The organism is Sinosporangium siamense, from assembly GCF_016863435.1.
GTDB lineage: Bacteria > Actinomycetota > Actinomycetes > Streptosporangiales > Streptosporangiaceae > Sinosporangium > Sinosporangium siamense.
Genome location: NZ_BOOW01000012.1, coordinates 35811 through 57377, shown reverse-complemented (window position 1 = coordinate 57377; position 21567 = coordinate 35811). Strand labels below are relative to the sequence as shown.

General features: G+C 69.4%; 20 protein-coding genes. 9 read left to right on the top strand and 11 right to left on the bottom strand.

Features of this window, described 5'->3' with window-relative positions:
• Positions 1-121: 121 nt before the first annotated feature.
• Positions 122-670, top strand: coding sequence for a helix-turn-helix domain-containing protein (locus Ssi02_RS39590; RefSeq protein WP_307825626.1), 549 nt, complete (start codon positions 122-124; stop codon positions 668-670).
• A 292-nt stretch (positions 671-962) separates the two neighbouring features.
• Here Ssi02_RS39590 and Ssi02_RS09905 read toward each other — a convergent pair whose 3' ends face one another.
• A complete protein-coding gene (locus Ssi02_RS09905; RefSeq protein WP_204023964.1) occupies positions 963-1706 on the bottom strand; it encodes a GntR family transcriptional regulator in 744 nt (247 codons plus the stop codon).
• Here Ssi02_RS09905 and Ssi02_RS39585 point away from each other — a divergent pair.
• Positions 1705-2322 carry an ATP-binding protein gene (locus tag Ssi02_RS39585; protein WP_307825625.1) on the top strand — a complete coding sequence of 206 codons (618 nt, stop codon included), beginning with the start codon at positions 1705-1707 and terminating at the stop codon, positions 2320-2322. The genes Ssi02_RS09905 and Ssi02_RS39585 overlap by 2 nt on opposite strands.
• Positions 2323-3070: 748 nt before the next feature.
• On the opposite strand, the gene Ssi02_RS09895 is transcribed toward Ssi02_RS39585, so the two are convergent.
• The gene (locus Ssi02_RS09895; RefSeq protein ID WP_204023959.1) at positions 3071-3238 is read right to left on the bottom strand and encodes a hypothetical protein; all 168 of its coding nucleotides are present in this window, start codon (positions 3236-3238) and stop codon (positions 3071-3073) included.
• 55 nt (positions 3239-3293) lie between these two features.
• Between Ssi02_RS09895 and Ssi02_RS09890 the strand changes: the two genes are divergently transcribed.
• A complete protein-coding gene (locus tag Ssi02_RS09890) occupies positions 3294-4133 on the top strand; it encodes a tyrosine-type recombinase/integrase (RefSeq protein ID WP_204023957.1) in 840 nt (279 codons plus the stop codon).
• Between the two features lie 605 nt (positions 4134-4738).
• Here the strand turns inward: Ssi02_RS09890 and Ssi02_RS09885 are convergent.
• The 6 genes from Ssi02_RS09885 to Ssi02_RS09860 form a co-directional block, all read right to left on the bottom strand.
• Positions 4739-5317 (bottom strand): Uma2 family endonuclease, encoded by a 579-nt coding sequence (locus Ssi02_RS09885; protein ID WP_204023955.1) that lies wholly within the window; start codon positions 5315-5317, stop codon positions 4739-4741.
• 242 nt (positions 5318-5559) lie between these two features.
• On the bottom strand, positions 5560-5946 hold the full coding sequence (locus Ssi02_RS09880) for an SCO5389 family protein (RefSeq protein WP_204023953.1): 387 nt from the start codon (positions 5944-5946) through the stop codon (positions 5560-5562).
• A 131-nt stretch (positions 5947-6077) separates the two neighbouring features.
• The gene (locus Ssi02_RS09875) at positions 6078-6881 is read right to left on the bottom strand and encodes a phosphotransferase family protein (protein WP_204023951.1); all 804 of its coding nucleotides are present in this window, start codon (positions 6879-6881) and stop codon (positions 6078-6080) included.
• On the bottom strand, positions 6878-7318 hold the full coding sequence (locus tag Ssi02_RS09870; RefSeq protein ID WP_239128759.1) for a cytidine/deoxycytidylate deaminase family protein: 441 nt from the start codon (positions 7316-7318) through the stop codon (positions 6878-6880). Before Ssi02_RS09870 ends, Ssi02_RS09875 begins: the two co-directional genes overlap by 4 nt.
• A gap of 44 nt (positions 7319-7362) precedes the next feature.
• Positions 7363-8043 carry a RibD family protein gene (locus tag Ssi02_RS09865; protein WP_204023945.1) on the bottom strand — a complete coding sequence of 227 codons (681 nt, stop codon included), beginning with the start codon at positions 8041-8043 and terminating at the stop codon, positions 7363-7365.
• A 102-nt stretch (positions 8044-8145) separates the two neighbouring features.
• Entirely contained in the window at positions 8146-8640 is a 495-nt protein-coding gene (locus tag Ssi02_RS09860; RefSeq protein WP_204023942.1) for a DUF3145 domain-containing protein, read from the bottom strand.
• A gap of 203 nt (positions 8641-8843) precedes the next feature.
• Here Ssi02_RS09860 and Ssi02_RS09855 point away from each other — a divergent pair, with 203 nt between their 5' ends.
• The 4 genes from Ssi02_RS09855 (at position 8844) to Ssi02_RS09840 (ending at position 13505) form a co-directional block, all read left to right on the top strand.
• Complete coding sequence (locus Ssi02_RS09855; RefSeq protein ID WP_204023939.1) at positions 8844-9899, top strand: S8 family peptidase; 1056 nt, start codon at positions 8844-8846, stop codon at positions 9897-9899.
• A gap of 65 nt (positions 9900-9964) precedes the next feature.
• Positions 9965-10549, top strand: coding sequence for an RNA polymerase sigma factor (locus Ssi02_RS09850; protein WP_239128758.1), 585 nt, complete (start codon positions 9965-9967; stop codon positions 10547-10549).
• A gap of 2 nt (positions 10550-10551) precedes the next feature.
• The gene (locus Ssi02_RS09845) at positions 10552-10998 is read left to right on the top strand and encodes a hypothetical protein (RefSeq protein WP_239128757.1); all 447 of its coding nucleotides are present in this window, start codon (positions 10552-10554) and stop codon (positions 10996-10998) included.
• Entirely contained in the window at positions 10995-13505 is a 2511-nt protein-coding gene (locus Ssi02_RS09840; RefSeq protein WP_204023936.1) for a CHAT domain-containing protein, read from the top strand. Before Ssi02_RS09845 ends, Ssi02_RS09840 begins: the two co-directional genes overlap by 4 nt.
• A 12-nt stretch (positions 13506-13517) precedes the next feature.
• On the opposite strand, the gene Ssi02_RS09835 is transcribed toward Ssi02_RS09840, so the two are convergent.
• Positions 13518-14348, bottom strand: a complete 831-nt coding sequence (locus Ssi02_RS09835) for a sulfurtransferase (RefSeq protein WP_204023933.1) — start codon at positions 14346-14348, stop codon at positions 13518-13520.
• Positions 14349-14555: 207 nt separating this feature from the next.
• Positions 14556-15146 (bottom strand): DUF5998 family protein, encoded by a 591-nt coding sequence (locus Ssi02_RS09830; RefSeq protein ID WP_204023930.1) that lies wholly within the window; start codon positions 15144-15146, stop codon positions 14556-14558.
• Between the two features lie 315 nt (positions 15147-15461).
• Between Ssi02_RS09830 and Ssi02_RS09825 the strand changes: the two genes are divergently transcribed.
• Entirely contained in the window at positions 15462-17558 is a 2097-nt protein-coding gene (locus tag Ssi02_RS09825) for an L-type lectin family protein (protein ID WP_204023929.1), read from the top strand.
• A 39-nt stretch (positions 17559-17597) separates the two neighbouring features.
• On the opposite strand, the gene Ssi02_RS09820 is transcribed toward Ssi02_RS09825, so the two are convergent.
• Complete coding sequence (locus Ssi02_RS09820) at positions 17598-20240, bottom strand: bifunctional acetate--CoA ligase family protein/GNAT family N-acetyltransferase (RefSeq protein WP_204023928.1); 2643 nt, start codon at positions 20238-20240, stop codon at positions 17598-17600.
• Positions 20241-20551: 311 nt separating this feature from the next.
• Here Ssi02_RS09820 and Ssi02_RS09815 point away from each other — a divergent pair, with 311 nt between their 5' ends.
• Positions 20552-21445, top strand: coding sequence for a carbohydrate kinase family protein (locus Ssi02_RS09815; protein WP_204023927.1), 894 nt, complete (start codon positions 20552-20554; stop codon positions 21443-21445).
• Positions 21446-21567: the final 122 nt, after the last annotated feature.

Genomic DNA, 21567 nt, shown 5'->3' with positions numbered 1-21567 from the left:
GGCCGGCGCCCCGGTATGACACGGGCCTCCCGCAGCCAGGATCCAGTGGGACACCTCCCTGCCGTCGGCGAAGGCCGGTTGATTCCTTTCTCTATTGAGAATTTTGTGCTTTACAGAATGTGTGCGGCTCGGTTTTGTCGCCCCCCCGACAGGAGAAACTCCCTCTTTTCCCACTTCAGCCTGCCAGGGAAAGTCTCTAACGTATCCGTCTGTGCCTCGCGTCAAGGTGAGAGAACATCTACGGAGACTGTCAAGCGGCAGGGTGACCAAGGTCAGAGCGCACTGGCGCAATGCCCCGGCTACCGCGAAAGGAGGCGCCGCGGGGGTCGTTTTGGCGGCTGCCGTTGCCGTCTGGATCGGCTTCAGCCTTGCAGACGACCCGCCAACCCCCTCGTCACCCGACGGCGTGACCACCGCCTCCACCACTTCCGCCCAACCGTCCACCCCGGCCACCCAATTGGCCCACGCTTTACGCAGCGGCAGGACCCGGCTCGGCATTTCCACGCGCGAGGCCGCTCGGCGATCGGGATTATCACGGGCACGGGTATCCGAAATCGAACGCGGCGTGGAATCCCCCACCGCCCCCGAACTGGACACCCTCAGCAGGGTCTACGAACTAACCATGGACGAATGGGCCACCCTGGTAACCATGCGCCAGGAGATCTCCTAGCCAACCGAAAAGGACGCCCCCGCCGATCAGGGGCACCCGGAGAGGTCCTGTGGGCGTTACTGGGCTCGAACCAGTGACCCCTCGCTTGTAAGTCAAGCCAGGTGAGGGCGGGATTTCGACTTGAACCCGTCCTCACCTGCACGTGCCTTCCACGGTGATCCACTCTTGTCCAGCCGTGTACGTGGCCGTTGTCACTCAGTTGGTCAGTCAGCAGACGCGCTTCAGAGCTGTGTCTGTCGCCCGGCTCAGTCCAGAAGACGATTCCCGATCTTCACGCGAACCGGCACGGGCTCTAGTCCACCGGAACCTCGTACGCGAACTCGTGACGAGCCGCATCGAACAGGAAGTGCGTCACCTCAACAGGCGATCCTTCGGAGCGGATGACGCGAACGAGTTCGACCACCGGCGTGCCAGGCGGCAACTGCAACATGACCGTCTCGTCAGGCGTGGGCATCCGGGCGATCAGGGTTTCGACGGCATTGCCGAGGGGGCGTCCAAGTACCGCAGCCAGCTCAGAATGAACTCCGCCTGGGATGACCTCGGGGCGTCCTATGCGACTTCCCGCCACCTGGCTCGCCGGAAAGTAGCTGTCCGCCGTTTGCGCCGGCGTGCCATCGATGGTGATGAGATGCCGCCGCACAATGAGCGGCTCTCCGGGTTCAACGGACAGCATCTCGGCGATGTCCGGCGGCGCAGGGGTGAGGGCAACTTCCCGCAGTTCCAGCTCGCGCCGAAACCCCTGCTCCTGCACCTCTGCTTCCAACGGAGAAGTCGCCTCGGGCCGCTGAGACCTCAGGTGGCGGCTCGTACCGTCCCGCCGGAGCCGCTTGATCTTCCGGACGAAGTTCCCGCGACCGATCTGGCTGACCAGAAGGCCATCGGCTCTGAGCATGGACAGGGCTTTGGCCACGGTGTTCTTGGCGGCTCCGTACTCCGCGATCAGCTCACGCTCCGATGGCAGGAGGGCGCCGGGAGCGAACTCACCCGACGCGATCCGTTCTCGGAGTGCGCTGGCAATCTGCTGTGCGGTCCGCATGGCGTGGCTCCTGATCGGTGGGGGATGCCCGTGCCCCTCGACAGCCAGCATAGGGGGACCTCCTCATGGAGGACTAGACGAACTTCTCTCAACGCGCTTGACAACCTCCTCATGGAAGTCCAAGAGCGACCTCCATGAGGAACTTACCTCATGGAGCAGGCAACCGTCCGTATCGGTGTCGCGGCCCTTGCACGTCGCCGCGTGTCGAGCAACAGCGCTGGGTGGTTTCATGAGAGTGATTGGGGTCGGCTGGGGCGATCAAGCCCATCCGGCAAGAATGCGGCACGGATACCCGTTTCCCCGCCGTACCGATGTACCCGGCTCACCTTCTCAGGTGGGCTGCGTACGACGGTGGGTGCGTAACTTCCTGGAACTGGAGCAGGTGGCAGCCGAGACGAGTGACGTGGTCGTCCTGCTGACCAGCGAACTCGTGACGAACGCGGTCACGCACTCCCTGTCCAAACATGGAGTGGTCACGGTCCTGCTGGACCTGGACCACGAGCGCGCCCGGGTGCGCATGGACGTCATCGACGACGGACCCGCCGTCGTGGTGGTCCCCGCGTGCGGAAACCCCGACTGCCCACCCGAGTACGACGACGATGACGAGGGGTTCTAAGGCGTCTCTGACACAGCAAGGTCTTCTTCCGAGCGGCTCGGCGGATCCGGAGGTGTCCGCCTGATGCCGAACGCCAGGGGTTACGTGACTGTCTCCCCTGGGCTGCCCCTCCCCGGCGCGGCTACCGGAGTTGCCGCTCTGCGTTGCCGGGGAGGGATAGAAACTACTCGCCATAACCGAACTGGGGGAAGCCTGCCGCAGATCAGAGCAGAGCGGCCGGCGCCGATGCGAAGCACCCCGGAGGGGCCGCGAAGCGGCAGGGCCGGCGGCGTAGCGGCTGATCCTCAAGACCGTTCATGTGAGCGAGCTACCCGCGACCGATGACGGGTGACTGCTCGCGCTGGCCTATCGGCAAAACGGCAATAGGTGTCATTGGCGACAAAGGGCAACCACATGTCTCGGGGGGCCGGGGCTGAGGAACGAAGTCCTGGACCGGCGATCGCCCCTAGCCCGTGCGGTGCTCAACCATCCCGTGGCGATCGTAGTGCTGTAGGTAGACGTACCCCTGGACGACACGAGGGGCTCGGCGGCACAGTGGTCGATACTCGAAGCCGAATCTAGGCGGCGGGGCTCCGACGGTCGGCGCGTTCGGTTCACGTGGCGGGTGCTGTGTACGGCGAAGCGGCCCGTCCTGCTGCCTCGCGAGACCGGCCGAAGGCCGCAGCTCGCGGGGGCAGGGCAGGTAAGGGCCGCATGCGGCGGTGCGAAGCGCCGCCGCCTTGAACCAGTGAAGAAACTTTGAACCGCCCTAGATCACCAGGGCTATCCCCTCTTCGGCAAGTTCCTCGGGCGAGAACAGAGCATGCGGGTCGTCGGCGATCTCCCCTCCGTAGGCGATCTCGTACCGGTCTGCCGGAAAGCGGATCGTCAAGAAGGCCAGCGGCCGAACCAAGACCGAAGCCAAGACGAAGCTCAAGGACGTCTTCCGCGACCACGAGGACGGACTGGCCCTAGCCCCGACGAGCTACACCGTGGCCGATGCCGTCGCGTACTGGCTTGAGCATGGACTTGGCGGACGTTCCGCAAACACGGTCAAGATGTACACCACCTTCGCCAAGACCCATGTGATCTCAGCCCTTGGGGCTCGCAAGCTGCGCGACCTATCGGTTGAGGATGTCGATCAATGGCTTGCGGGTAGGACAAGCCAACTCAGCACACGGTCCCTCAAGCTGATACATGGCATCCTCAACAGGTCGGTCAAGGGCGCCATGCGTCGCGACAAGGTGAAGCGGAACGTCGTGGAGCTGTGCGATGTGCCCGAGGGACGCGCGGGCCGTGACTCGAAGGCGCTCACACTTGCGCAAGCCGTCGCCATCATTGAGAGCGCCGAGAAGGCCACTTCTCGTATGCAAGCGTATGTGGTGCTCTCACTGCTGACCGGTGCCCGTACCGAGGAGTTGCGGGCTCTCCAGTGGTCCCATGTCGTGGCGTTCGACGAGTCGCGTGGGACATGGCTCCCGGTCACCCATGCGGGATGGGAACACAAGGAGTTCGCCGTCTACGTGTGGCGGTCTGTGCGGCAGAAGGGAGATACCAAGACCGCTAAGTCCCGTCGTTCCCTGATGCTTCCCGAACGGTGCCTAGAGGCGCTGCGGGAACTATGGCAAGAGCAGGAGGCGAAGAGTCAGGCATGCACCGAAGAGAGTTTTGTGTTCCGCACCTCAACGGGAACGCCGTTGAGCGCCCACAACGTTCGTCGTGCTATCAGCAAGATCATCGACAGGGTGGGGCTCAACAGCGCCGAAAGCAGATCCGCCCCGTCTTGGACAAGGGTGCGACGGCCATGGACCAGATCTTCGCCAACGCCCTAGAGGCTTAGTCACCCAGTTAGTCACTCATGCCCGGTTCGTGATCTTGCGGACAGGGTGTTTGTCCTGGTGGGCGCTACTGGGTTCGAACCAGTGACCCCTCGCTTGTAATGCGAGTGCTTCTAAGTCACACAGCAATATTCCTAGCCCCATTCCTCCACACCTCACCGCACCTCCGCCCAGCACCGGCCGGGGGCACAGCCATGCGGTCCTGTTGGCACGGGCCGCCCCGGCTCTTCCAGTGAGGAGAGACCGCCTGCCTTCCCACGGGTGCCAGCAGTCCCCTCACGCCTGTACGGCAAAGCACCGAGGTCACATGTCGCGGACATGGCCAAGGCCGCGAGCACCCGGCCAGCCGGTCGAGCAGCTCCTTGCCCTCGCTCGCCCGGAGGGCGCGCTCCGCCGTACCGGACCGGTGGCGTTCAGCCAGGGCCGCAGGCCCGCCGAGTTGGAGCGGCATCCGACAGCCACATCAAGCCAAGCATGGGTGTCGCGCCAAGCCGGACCACGTGCGGCTCCTCAGACGCGAGGTCGCCCTCGGGGAACTATCGGGTCAAGGTGCGGAAGTCCGCAGAACAGGCCGAAGGCTGCCGATGCTGCGGAGCTGTTCAGAAGTTGTCGACCTCGGTCAGATCGATGTCGATGTCGAACGGCACCGAGACTTGCAGCTTGGCGTGGTAGATGCCGGTAGGCACGTAGCTGCGCAGCGCAGGGTCGAGTTCGTAGACATATACCGTGGGATGTCCTGACACATTCTCCACACGCCAAAAGTGCGGAATGCCAGCCGCGGCATAAAGCTGAGGCTTACGCTCTCGATCCCTCAACTCGGACTCCGGTGACACGACTTCAACCGTGAGCACCACGTCCTGAGCCTGGAAGGTCGTCTGCTCCGGTGCCTTCAACGCCGACGCGTGGACAACCACCAGGTCGGGCTCCGGACGTTGACGTGGCGCGAGGGTGACGCTCATCTCCCGGCGCACACGGTATGCCGTCGAGGTGGCGCGATGCAGCTCGCGTTCCAGCAGGAACAGCGTCACCGTGTGAAAGCTGGCTTGAGGGCTCACGAAGACCAAGCTTCCATCAATCAACTCAGTGTGCGGAGGCAGTTCCGGAATGTGATCGAGATCCTGAGCGAAGAATCCCTGTTCGGGCGGAAACAACCAACCCGGCAATGATGGGTCCGTCATCTCAACGCTCCTGGCCTCAGCCTTCATGGCTGCCAAACTATCAACTCCAGCAGGCGTGTTGTCTGTTTATAGACAGCACACCCATGCCTATGACCGACGTGCATGCCCTCCAGGCGACCATAACCATTCAATCCGCTACACCGCCATGCACGACGACCGCCTCCTTCGTACAGGAGTGTCGCGACAATCTTCACCAAACGCCTGGGGCCCCGCCGTACGGCGGGGCCCCAGGGCGCTGGGAGTCAGCAGTCGATGAGCTCTGGACGCTGGTTGAGGATTTGGGCTTCGGGGGTGATGAAGTCGGCGTAGGCGGCGTGGGCTTCGGGGCGGAATACCGCGGCGCGGCAGCAGTTCTGGAAGGCTAGGCGTACGCCGAAGTGTTGTTCGACGGCGCCGCGGATCGAGTCGCTGGCCATCATCCTGAAGAGTTGGCCGTAGGAGGCCTGGTCGGGTGGGGAGAGTTGGTTGTCGGCGAAGTCGGCGTCGCCGGAGCGCAGGTCGTCGACGAGCCTGACGACCACGCCCCATGCGTACGGGAGTGAGGTACGGACACAGTCCACAAAGGCGGCGTGCTCCACCTTCCCATCACGTGCCTGGTCAATCAGTTCCGCAGGAACAGTCAGTGACATGACACCTCCATGACGACGATTGCCACATTCACGCTAGATCGGACAATGCACCCGGTCTATGGCTCAGAAGTGAGGAAGAGCCACGAACCCACCAAGCAGGGCACTTCATCCGCTGCACATGATAACCAGTTTCATTGGTAACCGGCCAGACCGTCCGCCATCTCCTCTTCATCCCCATCGCGGCTCGCGTACAACGCCTGCTGCAGCGCGAAGGTGCCGCGGATCGCGGTGATGCGCCCCAGCAGGTCCCCTTCCAGCCGGCCGCTCGACGCGAGCACCCGGTGCAGGAAGCCGTCGCCGTAGCTCGCCCCGATCGCCGCGAAGTCCTCAGCCGGGTCACCCAGCGAGGCCTCGTCCCAGTCGATCACCCCGCTCAGCCGCGGCGAACCGCCGGCGGTCTCCCACAACACGTTCTCCGCGCCCAGGTCACCGTGCACAAGCGCGCCGGTGGTCCAGGGAAGGGCCTCCGCGGCGGCCAGTTCGCCGTCGGCCCGCCGCCGTCCGGCCTGCGACATCAGGGGGAACAGCTCGGCGCGGACATCCGACGCGAACCGCCGCCACTGGTCCTCAGCCGCACGGGGCAGCGCGGCGGCGGCCCCGGCGTTCGCCAGAGCCTCAAGCAAAGAGGAGTACTGCACGGCCACCGCCGGATCCGCGACCGCCTCCCGGGCGAGCGGACTCCCGGGCACCCGGCTGAGCACCAGATAGCCGTCGCCCTCCTCCAGCGGCACCGGCACCTTGAAACCGAGGTCCAGCCGGGCCAGCGAGCGCAGCGTCTCCGCCCGTCCCGGGAGGCGGGCCGAGGCCGCCGCGGTGCGGGCGAAGCACACGACACGCTCGGCTCCGAGGAACACCTCGTGGAACTGGCCCCGCCGTACCTCGAGGTCGCCCCACGCGTCGCCGGGCAGCAACCGCTCCAGCAGGGAGCGTCTCACGGCACCAGGTGCGCGTTGGGTTTGCGCGCGAGATCGGCCAGCTCCGGCATCTCGACCACGACGACTCCCGCCGCGGACAACACCTCGGCGCCGCGCCCCTCCACGAACAGGTCGGGCTCACGCCACGCCATGACGACCCGGCGGATGCCGCTGCCGACGATGAGGCGCGCACAGGCCTGCGGGCGCGACTTGCGTTTGCCGCAGGGTTCGAGGCTGCTGTAGACGGTGGCGGTGGGCAACCGCGGGTCGGCTGGGTCGATCTTGGCGAGCGCGGCCTCCTCGGCGTGATCGAGGGGGTCGGACTCGCGGGAGAAGCCGCGGGCCATCTCCTTGCCGCCGTGGGCGACGACGATCACTCCGACGGAGAAGGCGGTCTCGGAGGGCGGGCACGATCGGGCGAGCTCGCAGGCGAGAGTCAGCCAATCGTGGTCGTTCACGCCGTCACCTTCCCCAGATTGCCTCACCCCGGAATCTTATGAGATCAGATCTTACCGACGAGGTAGCGCAGCAGGACCACGTCGCCGAGCTTGCGCACCTCCGCCAGTTCCATCGGACGGCGTGCGTTCTGCGGAAAGGGACCCGCCCCGACAAACGCCGGTGCACCCGGGTCGCCGACGAAGAACGGGGCGACGGCGAGCTGGATCTCGTCGACCAGCCCCTCCTTGAGAAAGGCGGTGTGGACCGCCCCGCCGCCCTCGACCATCAGCCGGGCGACGCCGCGGCCGGCCAGGTCGGCGAGAGCCTTACGCAGATCGAGGGGGTCGCCGGCGTCGCGCACCTCGGCCACGCCCGCGAGCCGGGCGGCGAGGCGGTCGGCGGCGGGCGAGGCGGCATAGACGATCTTGACGCTGTCGCCGCCGGTGAAGAACCGGCCTGACGGATCGAGCCGGGCGGTCGTCGTCAGCGTCACCTTGGCGGGGTGCTGCGGGAGGCCGCGCGCGACGCGCTCCCGCCGCCGCGCCTCGGAGCGGATCAGCAACCGGGGGTTGTCCCGCCGCAGGGTGCCCGCCCCGACGAGGATCGCGTCACAGGAGGCGCGTACGGCGTCGACCCGGTCGAAGTCCTCCTCGTTGGAGAGCATGAGCCGGTCGGGACTGGTGTCGTCGATGCGACCGTCAAGCGACATGGCGCAACTGAGCAGCACATATGGGCGCGTGCCCATGCCAGGTCATCCTCCGGTCGGTGGAAACGTGGAAACGGTCAACGTTGGAAAATGGCTGCTCGGAAGGCGCGCCGAGACAGCCGGGGTCGCGCCGGTCGCCGGTCAGACGGCGGCGTGCAGCCAGCGGACCGGGGCGCCGTCACCCGCGTAGCGGAACGGCTCCAGTTCCTCATCCCAGGGGCGGCCAAGAAGTTTGTCCAACTCGTCTTCAAGCACCACCCGCCCCTGCGTGGCGAGAAGCATCGCGGAACGCAATCGGTCCTCGGGCACAAGGATGTCGCCGTTGGCCCCGACGACCGCGGTGTAGGCGCCCAGGGTCGGGGTGTAGGCGTTGCGAGAGCCGTCGATCCCCGGCGAGGCATCCTCGGTGATCTCAAAACGGATGCGTTGCCAGCCCATCAGGGAGGAGGTGACGGCGGCCGCCACTCCCGGACGTCCCTCCCATTCGGCCTGCGCACGCAAAGTGCCGGGCGCGGCCGGTTGCGGGGTCCACATAAGGTCAACGGGCACGCCGAGGACGCCTGCGACCGCCCATTCGATATGAGGGCACAGCGCAGGCTGAGCCGAGTGGACGTAAAGCACGCCACGAGCAGACACCGGACCTCCCGTTTCGGTATGAGGTGCGCCTTCCCCAACGGCCTCACACTGGGATGATCACAAGTGACTGTAGGAGAGACTACCGTCGGTCGCGACCGGACACCAGAGGAAGCGCATACCTAGATGTTGCGTCAGTGACTCTTGACACGGATGAGAACTGGGAAAGATCCAGCTCACCAACGCTTGACCCTCTGGAGGCACAGATGCACCGTGACATCCGGCACGTCGAGCACATCCCCGGCTCCCCCACTCTTATCCGCACAGGACAGCTCATCGGCGACCGACGATCACTCCAGGTAACGGAGCGCTGGGTCGAGACCGCATCCGAAGCCGATGGATTTGTCAGGATGCGCCTGTCACCAGGCGTCGACGTGTGTGACCTAGCGGCTACGCTCAGCGACCAAGGGCATCGCGTCTCGCCCAACCACGTCCTCGTCGGTCAGCCTCTCTTCTGGGGCGGCCCCGCGGGCCGGCCGTTTCCCACCGACCCGATCCCCCCGCCGAGCCGTGAACCGGGTGAAGGCACCTCGGTCTGCCTCCTGGACACCGGCCTCGCCCCCCATCCGTGGTGGGAGCGCACCTCGTGGTGTCCCGCGGACCTCGGAGACATCGAAGAGGTCGCCGACGCCGACGGGGACGGCGAACTCGACCCCCAGGCCGGGCACGGCACCTTCATCGCGGGGCTGCTGGTCCGGCGGGCCCCCGGCGTACAACTCCGCGTGTCCCGCCTGCTGTCGAGCGACGGGGTCGCCGACGAGGCGGCGCTTCTACACGCCCTCGCCCGCATGCGCGACAACCCACCACAGGTGGTCAATCTCTCCCTTGGCGGCCATACCTATGACGACCGGCCACCCGTCCTGCTCGCGGAAGCCGTAGACGCGCTCCCCGGCACCGTCGTGGTCGCCTGCGCCGGCAACACCGCGGGCAGACGCCCCTTCTGGCCCGCCGCCCTGCCGAGCGTCGTGGCCGTCGGGGCAGTCGGTACGGCGGAGCAGGAAAGGGCACCTTTCTCCGCATTTGGCCCATGGGTCGACGCATGTGCGCAAGGCGAATGGCTGGCCAGCTCCTACCTGAAGTGGGGCGAGTTCGATGGCTACGCACGCTGGAGCGGCACCTCCTTCGCGACGGCGCTGGTCACCGGGGCCATCGCGGACGCCGCCCGCACCATGCCCGCCCGCGAAGCCGCTGCTCATGTGCTTGATCCCCACAGATCACGGCAAATCCCCGAGTTGGGGGTGCTGGTCCCCGCCAGTCGCTAGGGTTTGGCCCCTGACGTAAGGACCGCGGCACACTTGCCGCACCCCACGTGAGCAGGGGAGAAGAGGTGCCCCACCACCCTCGGGAAGGCGGCCTGATGGCCCCCGGCCGCACCCCCGGCGAGCTGCTGCGCGACGCCGCCGCGGACGACCCCACGGCCTGGGCCGAGATCGTCGACCGCTACGGCGCCCGCCTCTGGCACATCGCCAGAGCTCACGGCCTCAATGCGCAGGACTCAGCGGACATCGTGCAGTTCGCCTGGCTCAAGCTCGTCGAAAACCTCTACACCATCCGTGATCCCGCCGCGGTCGGCGCATGGCTGGCGACCACCGTCAAACATCAAGCCATGCGCACACTCCGCAAACGATCCGGCGAACACCTCCAGCCCAACCCGCCGGACGACACCCCCGAAACCGGCGCCGACGACGACCCTGTCGGCGCCGTCCTCGCCCTCGACCGGGGAGAACGCCTCTGGCAGGCCGTCGCCACCCTCGGCGAACCCTGCCAGTCGCTGCTGCGGCTCCTCGTCACCGAACCGGACGCCGGTTATCGCACGCTTGCCATCCGCCTCGGCATGCCCGTCGGCAGCATCGGCCCGACGCGTGGCCGCTGCCTCGCCCGGCTCCGCACTCTCATCACCGAGGAGGTCTGACCGTGGACGACGCGTCCCTGATCGCGGCGCTCCGCCTCACCTCGGGAAGCGACCCCGTGCCCGCCGAGGTGACCTCGGCCGCCCAGGCCGCCTTCGCCCTGCGCGTCCCCGGTGCCGTCACCGCGAGGGCCCAGCCGGCGCCGGCGTCCTCCGGGGTGCGCGACACCTTTGAAAACGGCGCGGCCTTCCTGCGTTTCGCCGCGGATGACCTGGTCGTCGAGCTGGAGTTCACCTTGGACGGCGAGCTTCTCACCCTCGCCGGCCAGCTCTCCCCCGCCGAAGGGGTGGCGCGGGTCGAGATCCGCACCCCCGAGGCCACTGTCGTCCGCGAACCTCCGGGCTCAGGGCGATTCGCCGCCACCGCGCTCCCTCAGGGATGGTTCAGCGTGGTGTGCCACCTCGCGGACCGGCCGCCCGTCGCCACACCATGGACCCAGGTCCGGCTTTGAGCTGCCCTCATGAGGAGTTGGTGCAGGTCTGCGAGGAGCTCATCCCGCTGGCCGGGATGCGCCCGAAATGCGGATGGCAGCAAGCCTGGGACGCCGTGCGCCGGGCCGACCGCGCCCGCTGCCCCCGCGCCCAGGTGATCGCCCGCCGCGCACTGGCGCTGGCCACCCGCGAGCTCGGCGACCTGGCCGGTGCCGACGAGCACCTGCGCCGCGCCATCGCCCTGGCCACCCCCGTCCTCGCCCGAAGCCCGGGCTCCGCGTGCACCGCCGACCTCGCACACCTTACGGCGCAGGCCCGCTTGTCCCTGGTCGCGATCCGCGCCGAGCGGGGGCATCCCGCCGAGGCGCTGCGGCTGGCCGACGAAGCCGAGCCGTACCTCTCGCCTGGTGAGCGGGGAAAGCTGGGGGCGAACCGGGCGGTGGCGCTGGTCCGCCTCGGTCGGTGCGCGGAGGCCGTGGAGGTGTGCGACGGCGCACTCGCGGTGCTCGACGCCGCCGAGCCGGCCGACGTGGTGTTCGTTGCGGGGACACTGCTCAACCGGGGCTTGGCCCGCGCCTTCCTCGGGCTCTACGAGCAGGCCGAGCGGGATGTGGCACGGTGCGCGAAGCTGGCGGCAAACGCGGGCCTTGGCCACCTGTTACGGCTCGCGCAGGCGAACCTCCCGTTCCTCGCCGTCTGCCGGGGGCGCATCGGCGCCGCGTTCCATGCCTGCCGGGAAGCCGAGCGCACGCTGGCGGAGTTCCCCGAGCGGCTGGCCGCCATGCAGGCCGATCTGGCGGAGGCCCTGCTGGCCTCGGGCCTCCCACACGAGGCCCGGGTGCTGCTGGAGCAGGCCGTGCCCTCGCTGAAGTCGGCGGACGCGGGTGTCACCCTGACCGATACACGGTTGCTCCTTGCGCGGGCGGAGCTCCTCACCGGCGACCCGGCACGTGCCGCCGCCACAGCATCACAGGTCGGTGCGGAGCTCACCTTCCAGGACAGACCCCACTACGCACCTCTGGCCCACGAGGTCCGGGTTCGAGCACGTGCCGCCGTAGAGCTCCCCAGCCGCCCACTCCTGGACGACGTGACCCGATGCGCCGCGGACCTGACCGCCGCCGGCCGTGCCGCCGAGGGGGCGGACCTCGCCCTCCTCGCCGCCGGCATCGCCACCGCCCTCGGCGACCGTGCCACAGCCCGATCGCTCATCCCGCCCACGGCCCGCACCCCGCAGGCGGTGGCCATGCGGCACGCCCTGCACGGCGACCTCACCGCCGCCTTCACCACCCTCACCGAAGCACTGGCCGCCGAACGCCGGCATGTCTCCCACCCCGCCGGATCGATCGGCTGGCCCGCGGACGTGAGCCAGTCGTTTCCCCCGGCAACAGGAATCGAACCGGCAGGCCCCGGAACCGTCCATCCGGCCGAAGCCGCGCGAGCGCGGGCTGCCGCCGTACGGCTCGCGCGATATGGAGTGGAGCTCGCGATCGAGAGCGGGCGGGCGGAGGCGGTACTGTGCTGGTCCGAAGCGGTGCGGGCACCGGAGAAGGACCCGCTCTGCCTGGAGCGGCTGCGGGCGGACCTCGGTGATGTGGCCCTGGTGTCGTTCGTACGGCACCGCCGTGAAATGGCGGCCGTGACGCTGACGCCGCGCCGGATCGGGCTCCACCACCTCGGCGCGCAGGAGACGATCGCGGAGGCGACGGTGCGCTTGAGATACGCGATGCGCCGGGCGGCCCAGCGCGACCCGGTGGGCAGCCGGTGGGCGAACCGGGAGGCCGACGAGGTGTATCAACGGCTTTTCGCTCCCCTCGCGGCGGACATCGCGGGGCGGGAGCTGCTCGTCGTGCCGACCGGCACCTTGCACACCTTGCCGTGGGCGGCACTGCCCCCGCTGCGTGAGGTGCCCGTGAGCATCGGCACCGAGACACGAGCAGGGCGACGAGCGTGGGACAGCGGCGCGGCACCCAAGGTGGCGGCGGTCGCGGGACCGGGGCTGGACCACGGGCGAGCCGAGGTGAGCGCGGTGCTCGCGTGCCATGGGCAGGCCACGGAGGTCCCACCGCTCCGGGCCGCGGTGGTGAAGGCCCTGGAACAGGCGGAGATCGTCCACGTGGCGGCACACGGCAGGTTCTGCCCACGTGCTCCGCTGTTGTCGGGAGTGGAACTGGCCGACGGCACCCTGATGGCCTACGACCTGGTGGGGCCGAGAACGTCTCCCAGGCTGGTCGCCCTGTCGGCCTGCGACTCGGGCATGGCGCAGACCCAGGCGGACGGCGTGCGCTCGGGCCTGGTGGGGACCCTGCTGGCGCGAGGCACGGGATGTGTGATCGCGGGCCTGCTGCCGGTCAGAGACGAGGAGACCATGCACTTGATGAGCGCCTTCCACACCCTCCTGGCCGCTGGCCGCACCCCGGCCCAGGCCCTGGCCGCCGCCGCGGCCTCGACAGGCCAATGGAGCTTCGCCTGCTTCGGCGACGGCCACCACCCGGTGATCGCCGGCTCCGCCGTACCGCCGCAGCCTTAGGGGCCGGAGCCGTCAGCCCGTCGCCACCGGGCGGGTGGGGTCGGTGATCCAGTGGGACCAGGAGCCGACGTATAGCGCGGCCGGGATGCCGGCCAGGGTGAGGGCGAGAACCTCGTGGGCGGCGGTGACGCCGGAGCCGCAGTAGGCGCCGACCGGGGCCGTGTCGCGCACGCCGAGGGCGGCGAAGCGGGCGTGGAGGTCCGCCGGAGGCAGGAAACGGCCGTCGGGGCCGACGTTGCCGCCGGTGGGGGCGTTGACGGCGCCGGGGACGCGGCCGGCGACGGGGTCGATCGGCTCGGTTTCGCCGCGGAAGCGCTCAGGGGTGCGCGCGTCGAGCAGGGTGCCCTCGGCGGCCACCGAGGCGGCGGCGCGGGCGTCGAGGATCGGAATGGCGCCGGGGCGGGCGGTGAAGGTGCCGGCCGGCGGGGGCGGGGTGCCGGTCGCGAGGGCCAGCCCGGCCTCCTTCCACGCCTTGATGCCGCCGTCCAGCACGCGGACGTCGCGGTGGCCGAAGTAGCGCAGCGTCCACCACGCCCTGGCGGCCGCGGTGGAGTCGGCGTCGTCGTAGACCACGACGGGGCGGTCGTCGCGCACGCCGAGGCGGCGCATGGCCGCCTGGAACGCCTCGGCGGACGGCAGCGGGTGGCGGCCTCCTGCGCCTGGCGGGGCCGCGAGGTCGGCGTCGAGGTCGCAGAAGACGGCTGACGGGATGTGGCCGTCCCGGTAGGCCGTTGCCCCGTAGGGCTCCGGGCCGGGCTGGAGCTTCCACCGCACGTCGAGCACCGTCGCGGAACCGCGTTCGGCGAGCGCGGCCAGCTCGGCCGGGGTGATCAACGGGCTCACGGGTCTCCTTAAATGGTGGGATGGGCGAATCTGGAGTTATCGGGCATGCCATCGAAGCCCCTGGGAGAGCGGCGGCACAGGCTCACGCTCCCGAGTCTCCCGAAAGGCGTGCCTGAGTACGGCAGGAGCGACGCGGGCCGGGGAGCCGGGCTTCAGAGCGCATGCCGCGGACGCCGATGTCCATGGGGCTTTGCGGGCGGGAGGGACCTATGAGGCGACGCGCGCGGTGGCCTCGGAGAGCGCCTTGGCGAAGGCCAGCACGTGGGTGACGGCCTCGGGCCCGTCGGCGGCCTCGCTGACCCGGAGGGACAGGTCGTCGGCCGTCACCGCGCCGGTATAGCCGTGGTCGGCCTCGCAGTTCTCGTCGCCGCAGGTCGCCGGTTCGAGGTCGATGTGGGAGATCGCTCCCCATCCGATGGTCAGGGTGACCTCGGTCGGCGGCACGCCCGGCACGTAGGTGGCGGGGTCGGGCACGACCCGCGTGATCGCGATCGACTGGATGCGGCTGAGGCGGACGGCCTCGGTGGTCGTGGAGGCGTGAGAGGCGGACACGCCTTCGGCCGGCGGGTGCTCGTCGGTGTGGCAGACCAGCAGGCGGCTCGGCGAGAGCACCAGCACGGTGACGTGTCTGCGGACCTCCATGGTGGGGTCGAAGGTGGCCTCGTGGTGCACGACGAAGGCGGTGACCGCCTCCTTGCCCAGCGCGGACTCGACCGCGTCGGCGACCAGGTCGGGATAGTAGCCACTGCGATCGATCGCCTCGCGCAGACCTTCGGCCGAGACTCGGGTTTCCCTCATGCACCCATCCTGCCCTGTCCGGGGCAGCGCTTTCACCCTCACCGGCCGACCCGGCGCAGACTTGTCGGCCGCCGCTCCCGATAACGACGGGAAAACATGCGCCGCGACTTTTCATATAAACAATTGTCCGCTCAAAACCCCACGACCCCTGTTTCACATATCCACCGGCTGTCGGCAGCGGCGGAGGACACGATCCTTTCCCCCTCGACCAAGACCGACACAAGCGACATCTTCCCTGGTCAAAGCACTGATCCGCCGTAAAATCTCCCCTCGGAGAATGAGGCTGAATCAGCAATCTTACATCGGGGGATAAACATGAAAATCGGACGCGCACGGGCCGTCACGGCCCCGCGACCGGGGCTGACGGCGGTCGCCACCGCCGTCAGCCTGGGCTTCTTCGCCCTCACAGCGCCGCCGGCATCCGCGGCGGAACTTCTTGACGAAGGTTTCCGCGTCGACTCCACTCCCTCGGGCGTCTGGACGTCAAGCAGCGTCCAAGGGGGCGACGCCCCGTGCCTCACCGCCGCGAGCGCGCCCCCCACGGCATCTCTCGGCGCCTGCGCCGAGGGTGCGACGGACCCCGTCGGCCAGGGGGTCCTCCGGCTGACCGACGACTCTGCGCAGGCCGCGGGTGCGATCCTGCTGAACAGGCCGATCCCGGCCCGGCGCGGGGTCGTGATCGAGTTCGACCTCTATATGTGGGGAGGCAGGCCATACGCCGACAGCCTCGGCCCCCGCGGCGGCGACGGCGTCTCCTTCTACATCGTCGACGGCGCCGCGTCCACCGCCCAGGCGGGCGAACCGGGCGGCGCACTCGGCTACAAGGGCCTGAGGGGCGCCGTCGTCGGCATAGGTTTCGACCAGTTCGGCAACTTCTCCAATCCCCGCTGGGCGGGCAAGGGCGGCCCGGGCGTCAAGCCCAACTCGGTCGTGATCCGCGGCTCGGAGTCGACCGGATATGGCTACGTCGACGGTAAAGCCCTGACCAGGCCCCTCGACGACGCCACCGGGCGCGACGCCGCCAAACGCCACGTCCTCATCGCCCTCTCACCGGAGAACCTGCTTTCAGTGAAGATCCGCCACCGGGAGGGCGAGCCGTACCAAGACCTCTTCACCGGCGTCGACCTCGACGCGCTGCCCAACCAGAACCCGCTGCCGGACACGATCAAAGTTGGGTTCGCCGCCTCTACCGGCATCGCGGCCGCGAACCACGCGTTGTCCGACCTCAAGATCCGCACTCTGGACGCCGACCTCGGCCTCGCCGTCGGCGACGACGGCCCCTGGCAGGCCGGCGGCACCGGCGCCTACACCCTGACCGCCTCGGCGAAGCCGCAGGCCGGGGTGGTCGACGCCCCCACAAAGCTGACCTTCGAGACATCGGCCGGCGTCACGCCCACCGCCGCCTCGGGGCAGGGCTGGACCTGCTCGATCGCCCAGCGCGAGGTCACCTGCGACACCACCGCCGTCCTCCGCCCGGGACAGTCGTTCCCGCAGGTCGAGGTGAAGGTCGCGATCGACCGCGGCACCGCGTCCATGGTGACCGCGTCAGGCGCCGTGACCTCGGGGAACGCCGACGCCGACCCCGCCGACAACACGGTCGACAGGACCACCGGAGTGACCGCGGCGGCCGGTCCGCCCCCCAACCTCGGCCTGACGGTCGCCGGGGACACCACCCTCGCCCCCGGTGGCAGCGGCACGATCACGGTGACGACCGCCAACGCCGCAGGCACCGGGCCGGCGACGGGCACCGTCACCGGCGTCTTCACCGTGACCCCGCCGATCGAGATCACCGGTGTCACCGGCGCCGGGTGGACGTGCGGCACGGCCGACCGGCAGGTCATCTGCACCAGGACCGACAGGCTCGACGGCGGCGACTCCCACCCGCCGATCGGCATCTCGGTCAGGGTGCCGAACGTCACCGGCGGGCCCGCGGCGTACCAGGCCACCGTCACCACACCGGGGGACGGCAACCCCGGCGACAACACCACGACCGGATTCATCCGGCTTCCCGTGATCGATCCCCCGCCGACCGGCACACTCAGCATCAGAGTCGTCTCCACCCCGAAGCCCTACGTTCCCGGCAGGCCGTATAGCTACAGCGTGACCGTGCGCAATCCCGGCGCCACCGCCGTGTCGGGCGCGACGCTCATGATCGACTGGCCGTCCCCATGGGACAGGATCCGCTGGACATGCACGAGTTCGGGCGGCATATGCCCGGTCCCCGCTGGAGTCGGCGACGTCACCAAAGTCATCGGTCTGTCCTCGGGCGGGACGATGACCTTCACCGTGGTCTGCGTGATGCCTCCGGGAATCATCGAGACCTACACCGCCACCGCCTCGATCACCGCGCCCGGCACCACCTGCACGACGGCCAGGCCCTGCACCGGCGCCGACACCAACAGCCCGGCCTGACCGGCCTTTCCGAAGGGGACGGATCACCCCGTCCCCTTCTCACACCGGGCGAAGCCCTCTGGGGCCGCCGTCGGGGCGCGGGCCCTCGGGACTGCGCAGCACCGCCCGCGCCCCGAGCACGACCACGCCGCTCTCCCCCACCAGCACCGGGTCGAGGTCGAGCCGCGCCACCTCCGGCAGGTCGTCGGCGAGCCGCCCCACTTGGACCAGCAAACCCTCCAGGGCGGTCACGGCGACCGGCGGGTAACCGTACTCCCCGAACAAGAGCGGTGCCGCGCGGACCGAACGCACCAGCGACGCGGCCTCGTCGGGGCTGAGCGGCGCGAGCCGGTAGGCCCGGTCGCCGAGGAGCCGCGCGGCCACCTCGCCCAGCCCGAACGACACGACCGGCCCGAACCCGGGGTCGTCAACCACGCTCACCACCGTCGGCACCGCGGGCTGGGGCGCCATACGCTGCACGGCCAGGGTGGTGTGCGCGCCGAGCTGACCGGCCAGGTCGGCGAACGCCTGCCGTACCCCCGCCGGGTCGGACAATCCAAGCCGTACGGTGCCCGCACGCCGGACGGCCTCCTCGTCCACGGCCCTGACGGCGACCGGCCTGCCGAGCCGCTCGGCTGCCGCCACGGCCTCGTCCGCCGAGGCGACGGGCACCGCGGGCCACACCTCGACGCCATATTCCGCGAGCAGCCGGGTCGCGTCGATCTCCACCTCCACGCCCCCGGCCTCGGCGAGGGCCTCACGCACCAGCTCCCGCGCGGCGCGGGTGTCCGCGGCCTCCCGGTCGGCGTGCCCGTCGGGGAGCCCGTCCCGCCAGCGTGCGTGGCGTACGGCATAAGCCAGGGCACGCACGGCCTCCTCCGGGGCGGCGTAGGACGGGATGGACCCGGGCGCGGGGTCCGGGCCCTTCATGCCCGTGCGCAGCTCGGCGAGCATGCCCCGGCGCCCCTCGAACGTCGCCAGCACCGGTTTGCCGCAACCTCCCGCAACCCGGACGATCTCCCCGGCGACCTCCTGGCCGCCTCCCGGGATGGGCGGCATGTAGACGACCACCGCCGCGTCGACGTCGTCGCGGCCGACCGCCTCGGCGACAGCCGTACCGAACTCCGCCGCGCCCGCGCCGGCCCCAAGGTTGACCGGCGGGAGCGGGGAGAGGCCGGCGGCGACGCAGGCGTCCACGGCGAGCAGGGCCAGCGCGTCGGAGTTGCTCACCAGGCCGACTCTCGGCCCTTTGGGGAGGGGCTGGTAGGCGAGAAGCTGGGCCACGTCAAACAGTTGCACGAGGTCGTCGACCCTGATCACCCCCGCCTGCTCGAAGAGCGAGCTGAGCGCGGTGTCGGGCAGTCCGAGCACAGGCGCCGCATGTCCGGTGGGCACCCCTTGGGTGGTGCCGCCGCTTTTGACGGCGACGATCGGTTTCTTACGCGCGATCCTGCGGGCGAGCCGGGTGAACTTGCGGGGATTGCCGAGTGACTCCAGGTAAAGCAGGATCACCTCGGTCGCGGGGTCCTCCTCCCAATACTGGAGCAGGTCGTTGCCCGAGACATCCGCGCGGTTGCCCGCCGACACGAACGATGAGATGCCCATGCCGCGCTGCGCCACCCGCTGCAGCAGCGCCGTGCCGAGGGCGCCCGACTGGCTGAAGAAGCCGACCTTGCCCCGGCCCGGTACGGTGGCCGCCAGTGTGGCGTTGAGGCGTACGGCGGGGTCGGTGTTGGCGATGCCAAGGCAGTTGGGGCCGACGACGCGCAAGCCGTACGCCCGTGCGATGCGCACCAGTTCGTCCTGGCGTGCCCTTCCCTCCGGGCCGGTCTCCCCAAAACCGGAGGAGACGACGATCAGCCCGCGCACCCCTTTTTCCGCGCACTCCTTCACCACGTCGATCACCCCGGCCGCGGGAACGGCGAGCACGGCCAGGTCCACCTCGCCGTCGATCGCGCTCACATTCGGGTAGGCACGCACCGCCGCCACCGCCTTCGCCTCGCGGTGCACCGGGTAGACCGGGCCGGCGAAGTCGGCCGCGAGCAGATTGCGCAGCACCGTCTGCCCGACGCCGCCCGCCCTCGACACACCGATGACCGCCACCGACCCCGGATTGAGCAGGCGTTCGATCGACCGGGCCTCCGCCCGGTGCTCGCGGCTGAGGGTGACCTCCTGCGACGTCTCCGTCGGGGTCAGATCGAGCGTCATGCGCACGACGCCGTCGGCGAACCGGCTGTCGGCGGTATATCCCGCCTGCCGCAACACACCGGTCATGCGGCGGTTCGCCGGCAGGACGTCGGCCACGAACCGCTGGATGCCGTGCTCCCTGGCGGTCGCCGCGAGGTGCTCAAGCAGCACCGACGCCACCCCCCGGCCCTGGTGGGCGTCCTCCACCAGGAAGGCCACCTCCGCCTCCCCCGGACCGGAACGGTCATAGCGGATCACCGCCACCATCTCCATGCCGATCAACGCGATCAGCGCCACCCGGTCGACGTAGTCCACTGTCGTGAACCGGGTCACCTCCCGGTCCGACAACTCCGGACGCGGACCGAAAAAACGGAAGTAGATCGACTCATCCGACAGGCGCGCATAGAAGGCACGCATACGGTCGGCGTCGGCAGGGCGGATGGGACGAACATGAGCGGTGCCGCCATCGGCCAGGACGACGTCGGCCTCCCAATGGGCGGGATAGTGTGCGACCACATTTCCGAGACTAAAGGCTCACCACTCCGCCTCTTGTGCCCCGGTCCACAACCTCCAGCCCCCTCCCCAGCACACGTGCGACGGCCCGGTTTGCCCACCCCTGTACGACAAAGCCACCCCAGCCGCCTCACACCTCCCAGCCCGTCGCGCGCAACGCTTGTGCATCGACTGAGCCCCTCTCCCCGAGCAATGCCGCGTAGCGCGGCCGGAAACTGTAAGGTTTCTCGGGGTCGGTCTTGTTGCGCGTGGGCATTGCCGTGGCCGGACCTTGGCGACCACACCGGCACTATCGGGAGCAAGGTGGTGACATCATGACGCGGGTTGTCGTGGTGGGCGATCTCATGACCGATGCGGTCGCGCGCGCCCGCTATGCCCTCGCGAGAGCGAGCGACACCCCGGCCATCGTGACGATGCACGGGGGCGGGTCAGGGGCCAACGTCGCCTCGTGGCTCGCCGTCGAAGGGGGCGAGGTCGCCTTCATCGGCCGGCGCGGCGCCGACATCACCGGGCGTAACCGCGACATGGAGCTGATGGGCTATGGCGTCGACGCCCGGCTCGTCATGGATCCCGAGCGCCCCACCGGCACCTGCGTGGTCCTCATCACGCACAAGGGCGAGCGCACCATGCTCTCCGATCCCGGGGCCAACGCCGCGTTGTCCCCCGAAGACCTGCCCCGCGACCTGTTCACCGGAGGCGCCCACCTCCACCTGTCGGGTTACACCCTCATCAACGAGGGCTCCCGCGAGGCCGGCCTGGCCGCGCTCGACCTCGCCCAGCGCGAGGGCATGAGCATCTCGGTCGACGCCGCCTCGGCCGCTCCCCTGGAGCGCACCGGCGCCGAGCCCTTCCTGGAGTGGACCCACGCGGCCAAGCTCCTCATGTGCAACGTCCCCCAGGCCAAGGTCCTCACCGGCCGCGACGACCCCAGCTCGGCGGCCAAGGTCCTCACCGCCTGGTTCCCCCAGGTCGTGATCAAGCTCGCCGAGGAAGGCGCGCTCTGGTATACGAACAACCGCCCCGAGCCGGTCAAGGTGGCGGCCGAGGCCGTGGAGCGTGTCGTCGACGGCACCGGCGCGGGCGACGCCTTCGCCGCCGGCTTCCTCAGCCCCTGGCTCATGGGCAAGCCCCCTGCCGACGCCCTCGCCGAGGGGTGCCGCCTGGCCGCCAAGGCCATCTCCTTCCTCGGCGCCCGCCCCCGGCTCTGACCCGCCGGCCAAGACCAGTCTTCCGCCGCACCCCGAGAGGCCACGGCTTCCCGGGGTGCGGCGTTTTCCAGGCCGGCGCTCGTCTGGACCGGCTCGGTCGGACCCAAGTCGCTCGCCGTCAC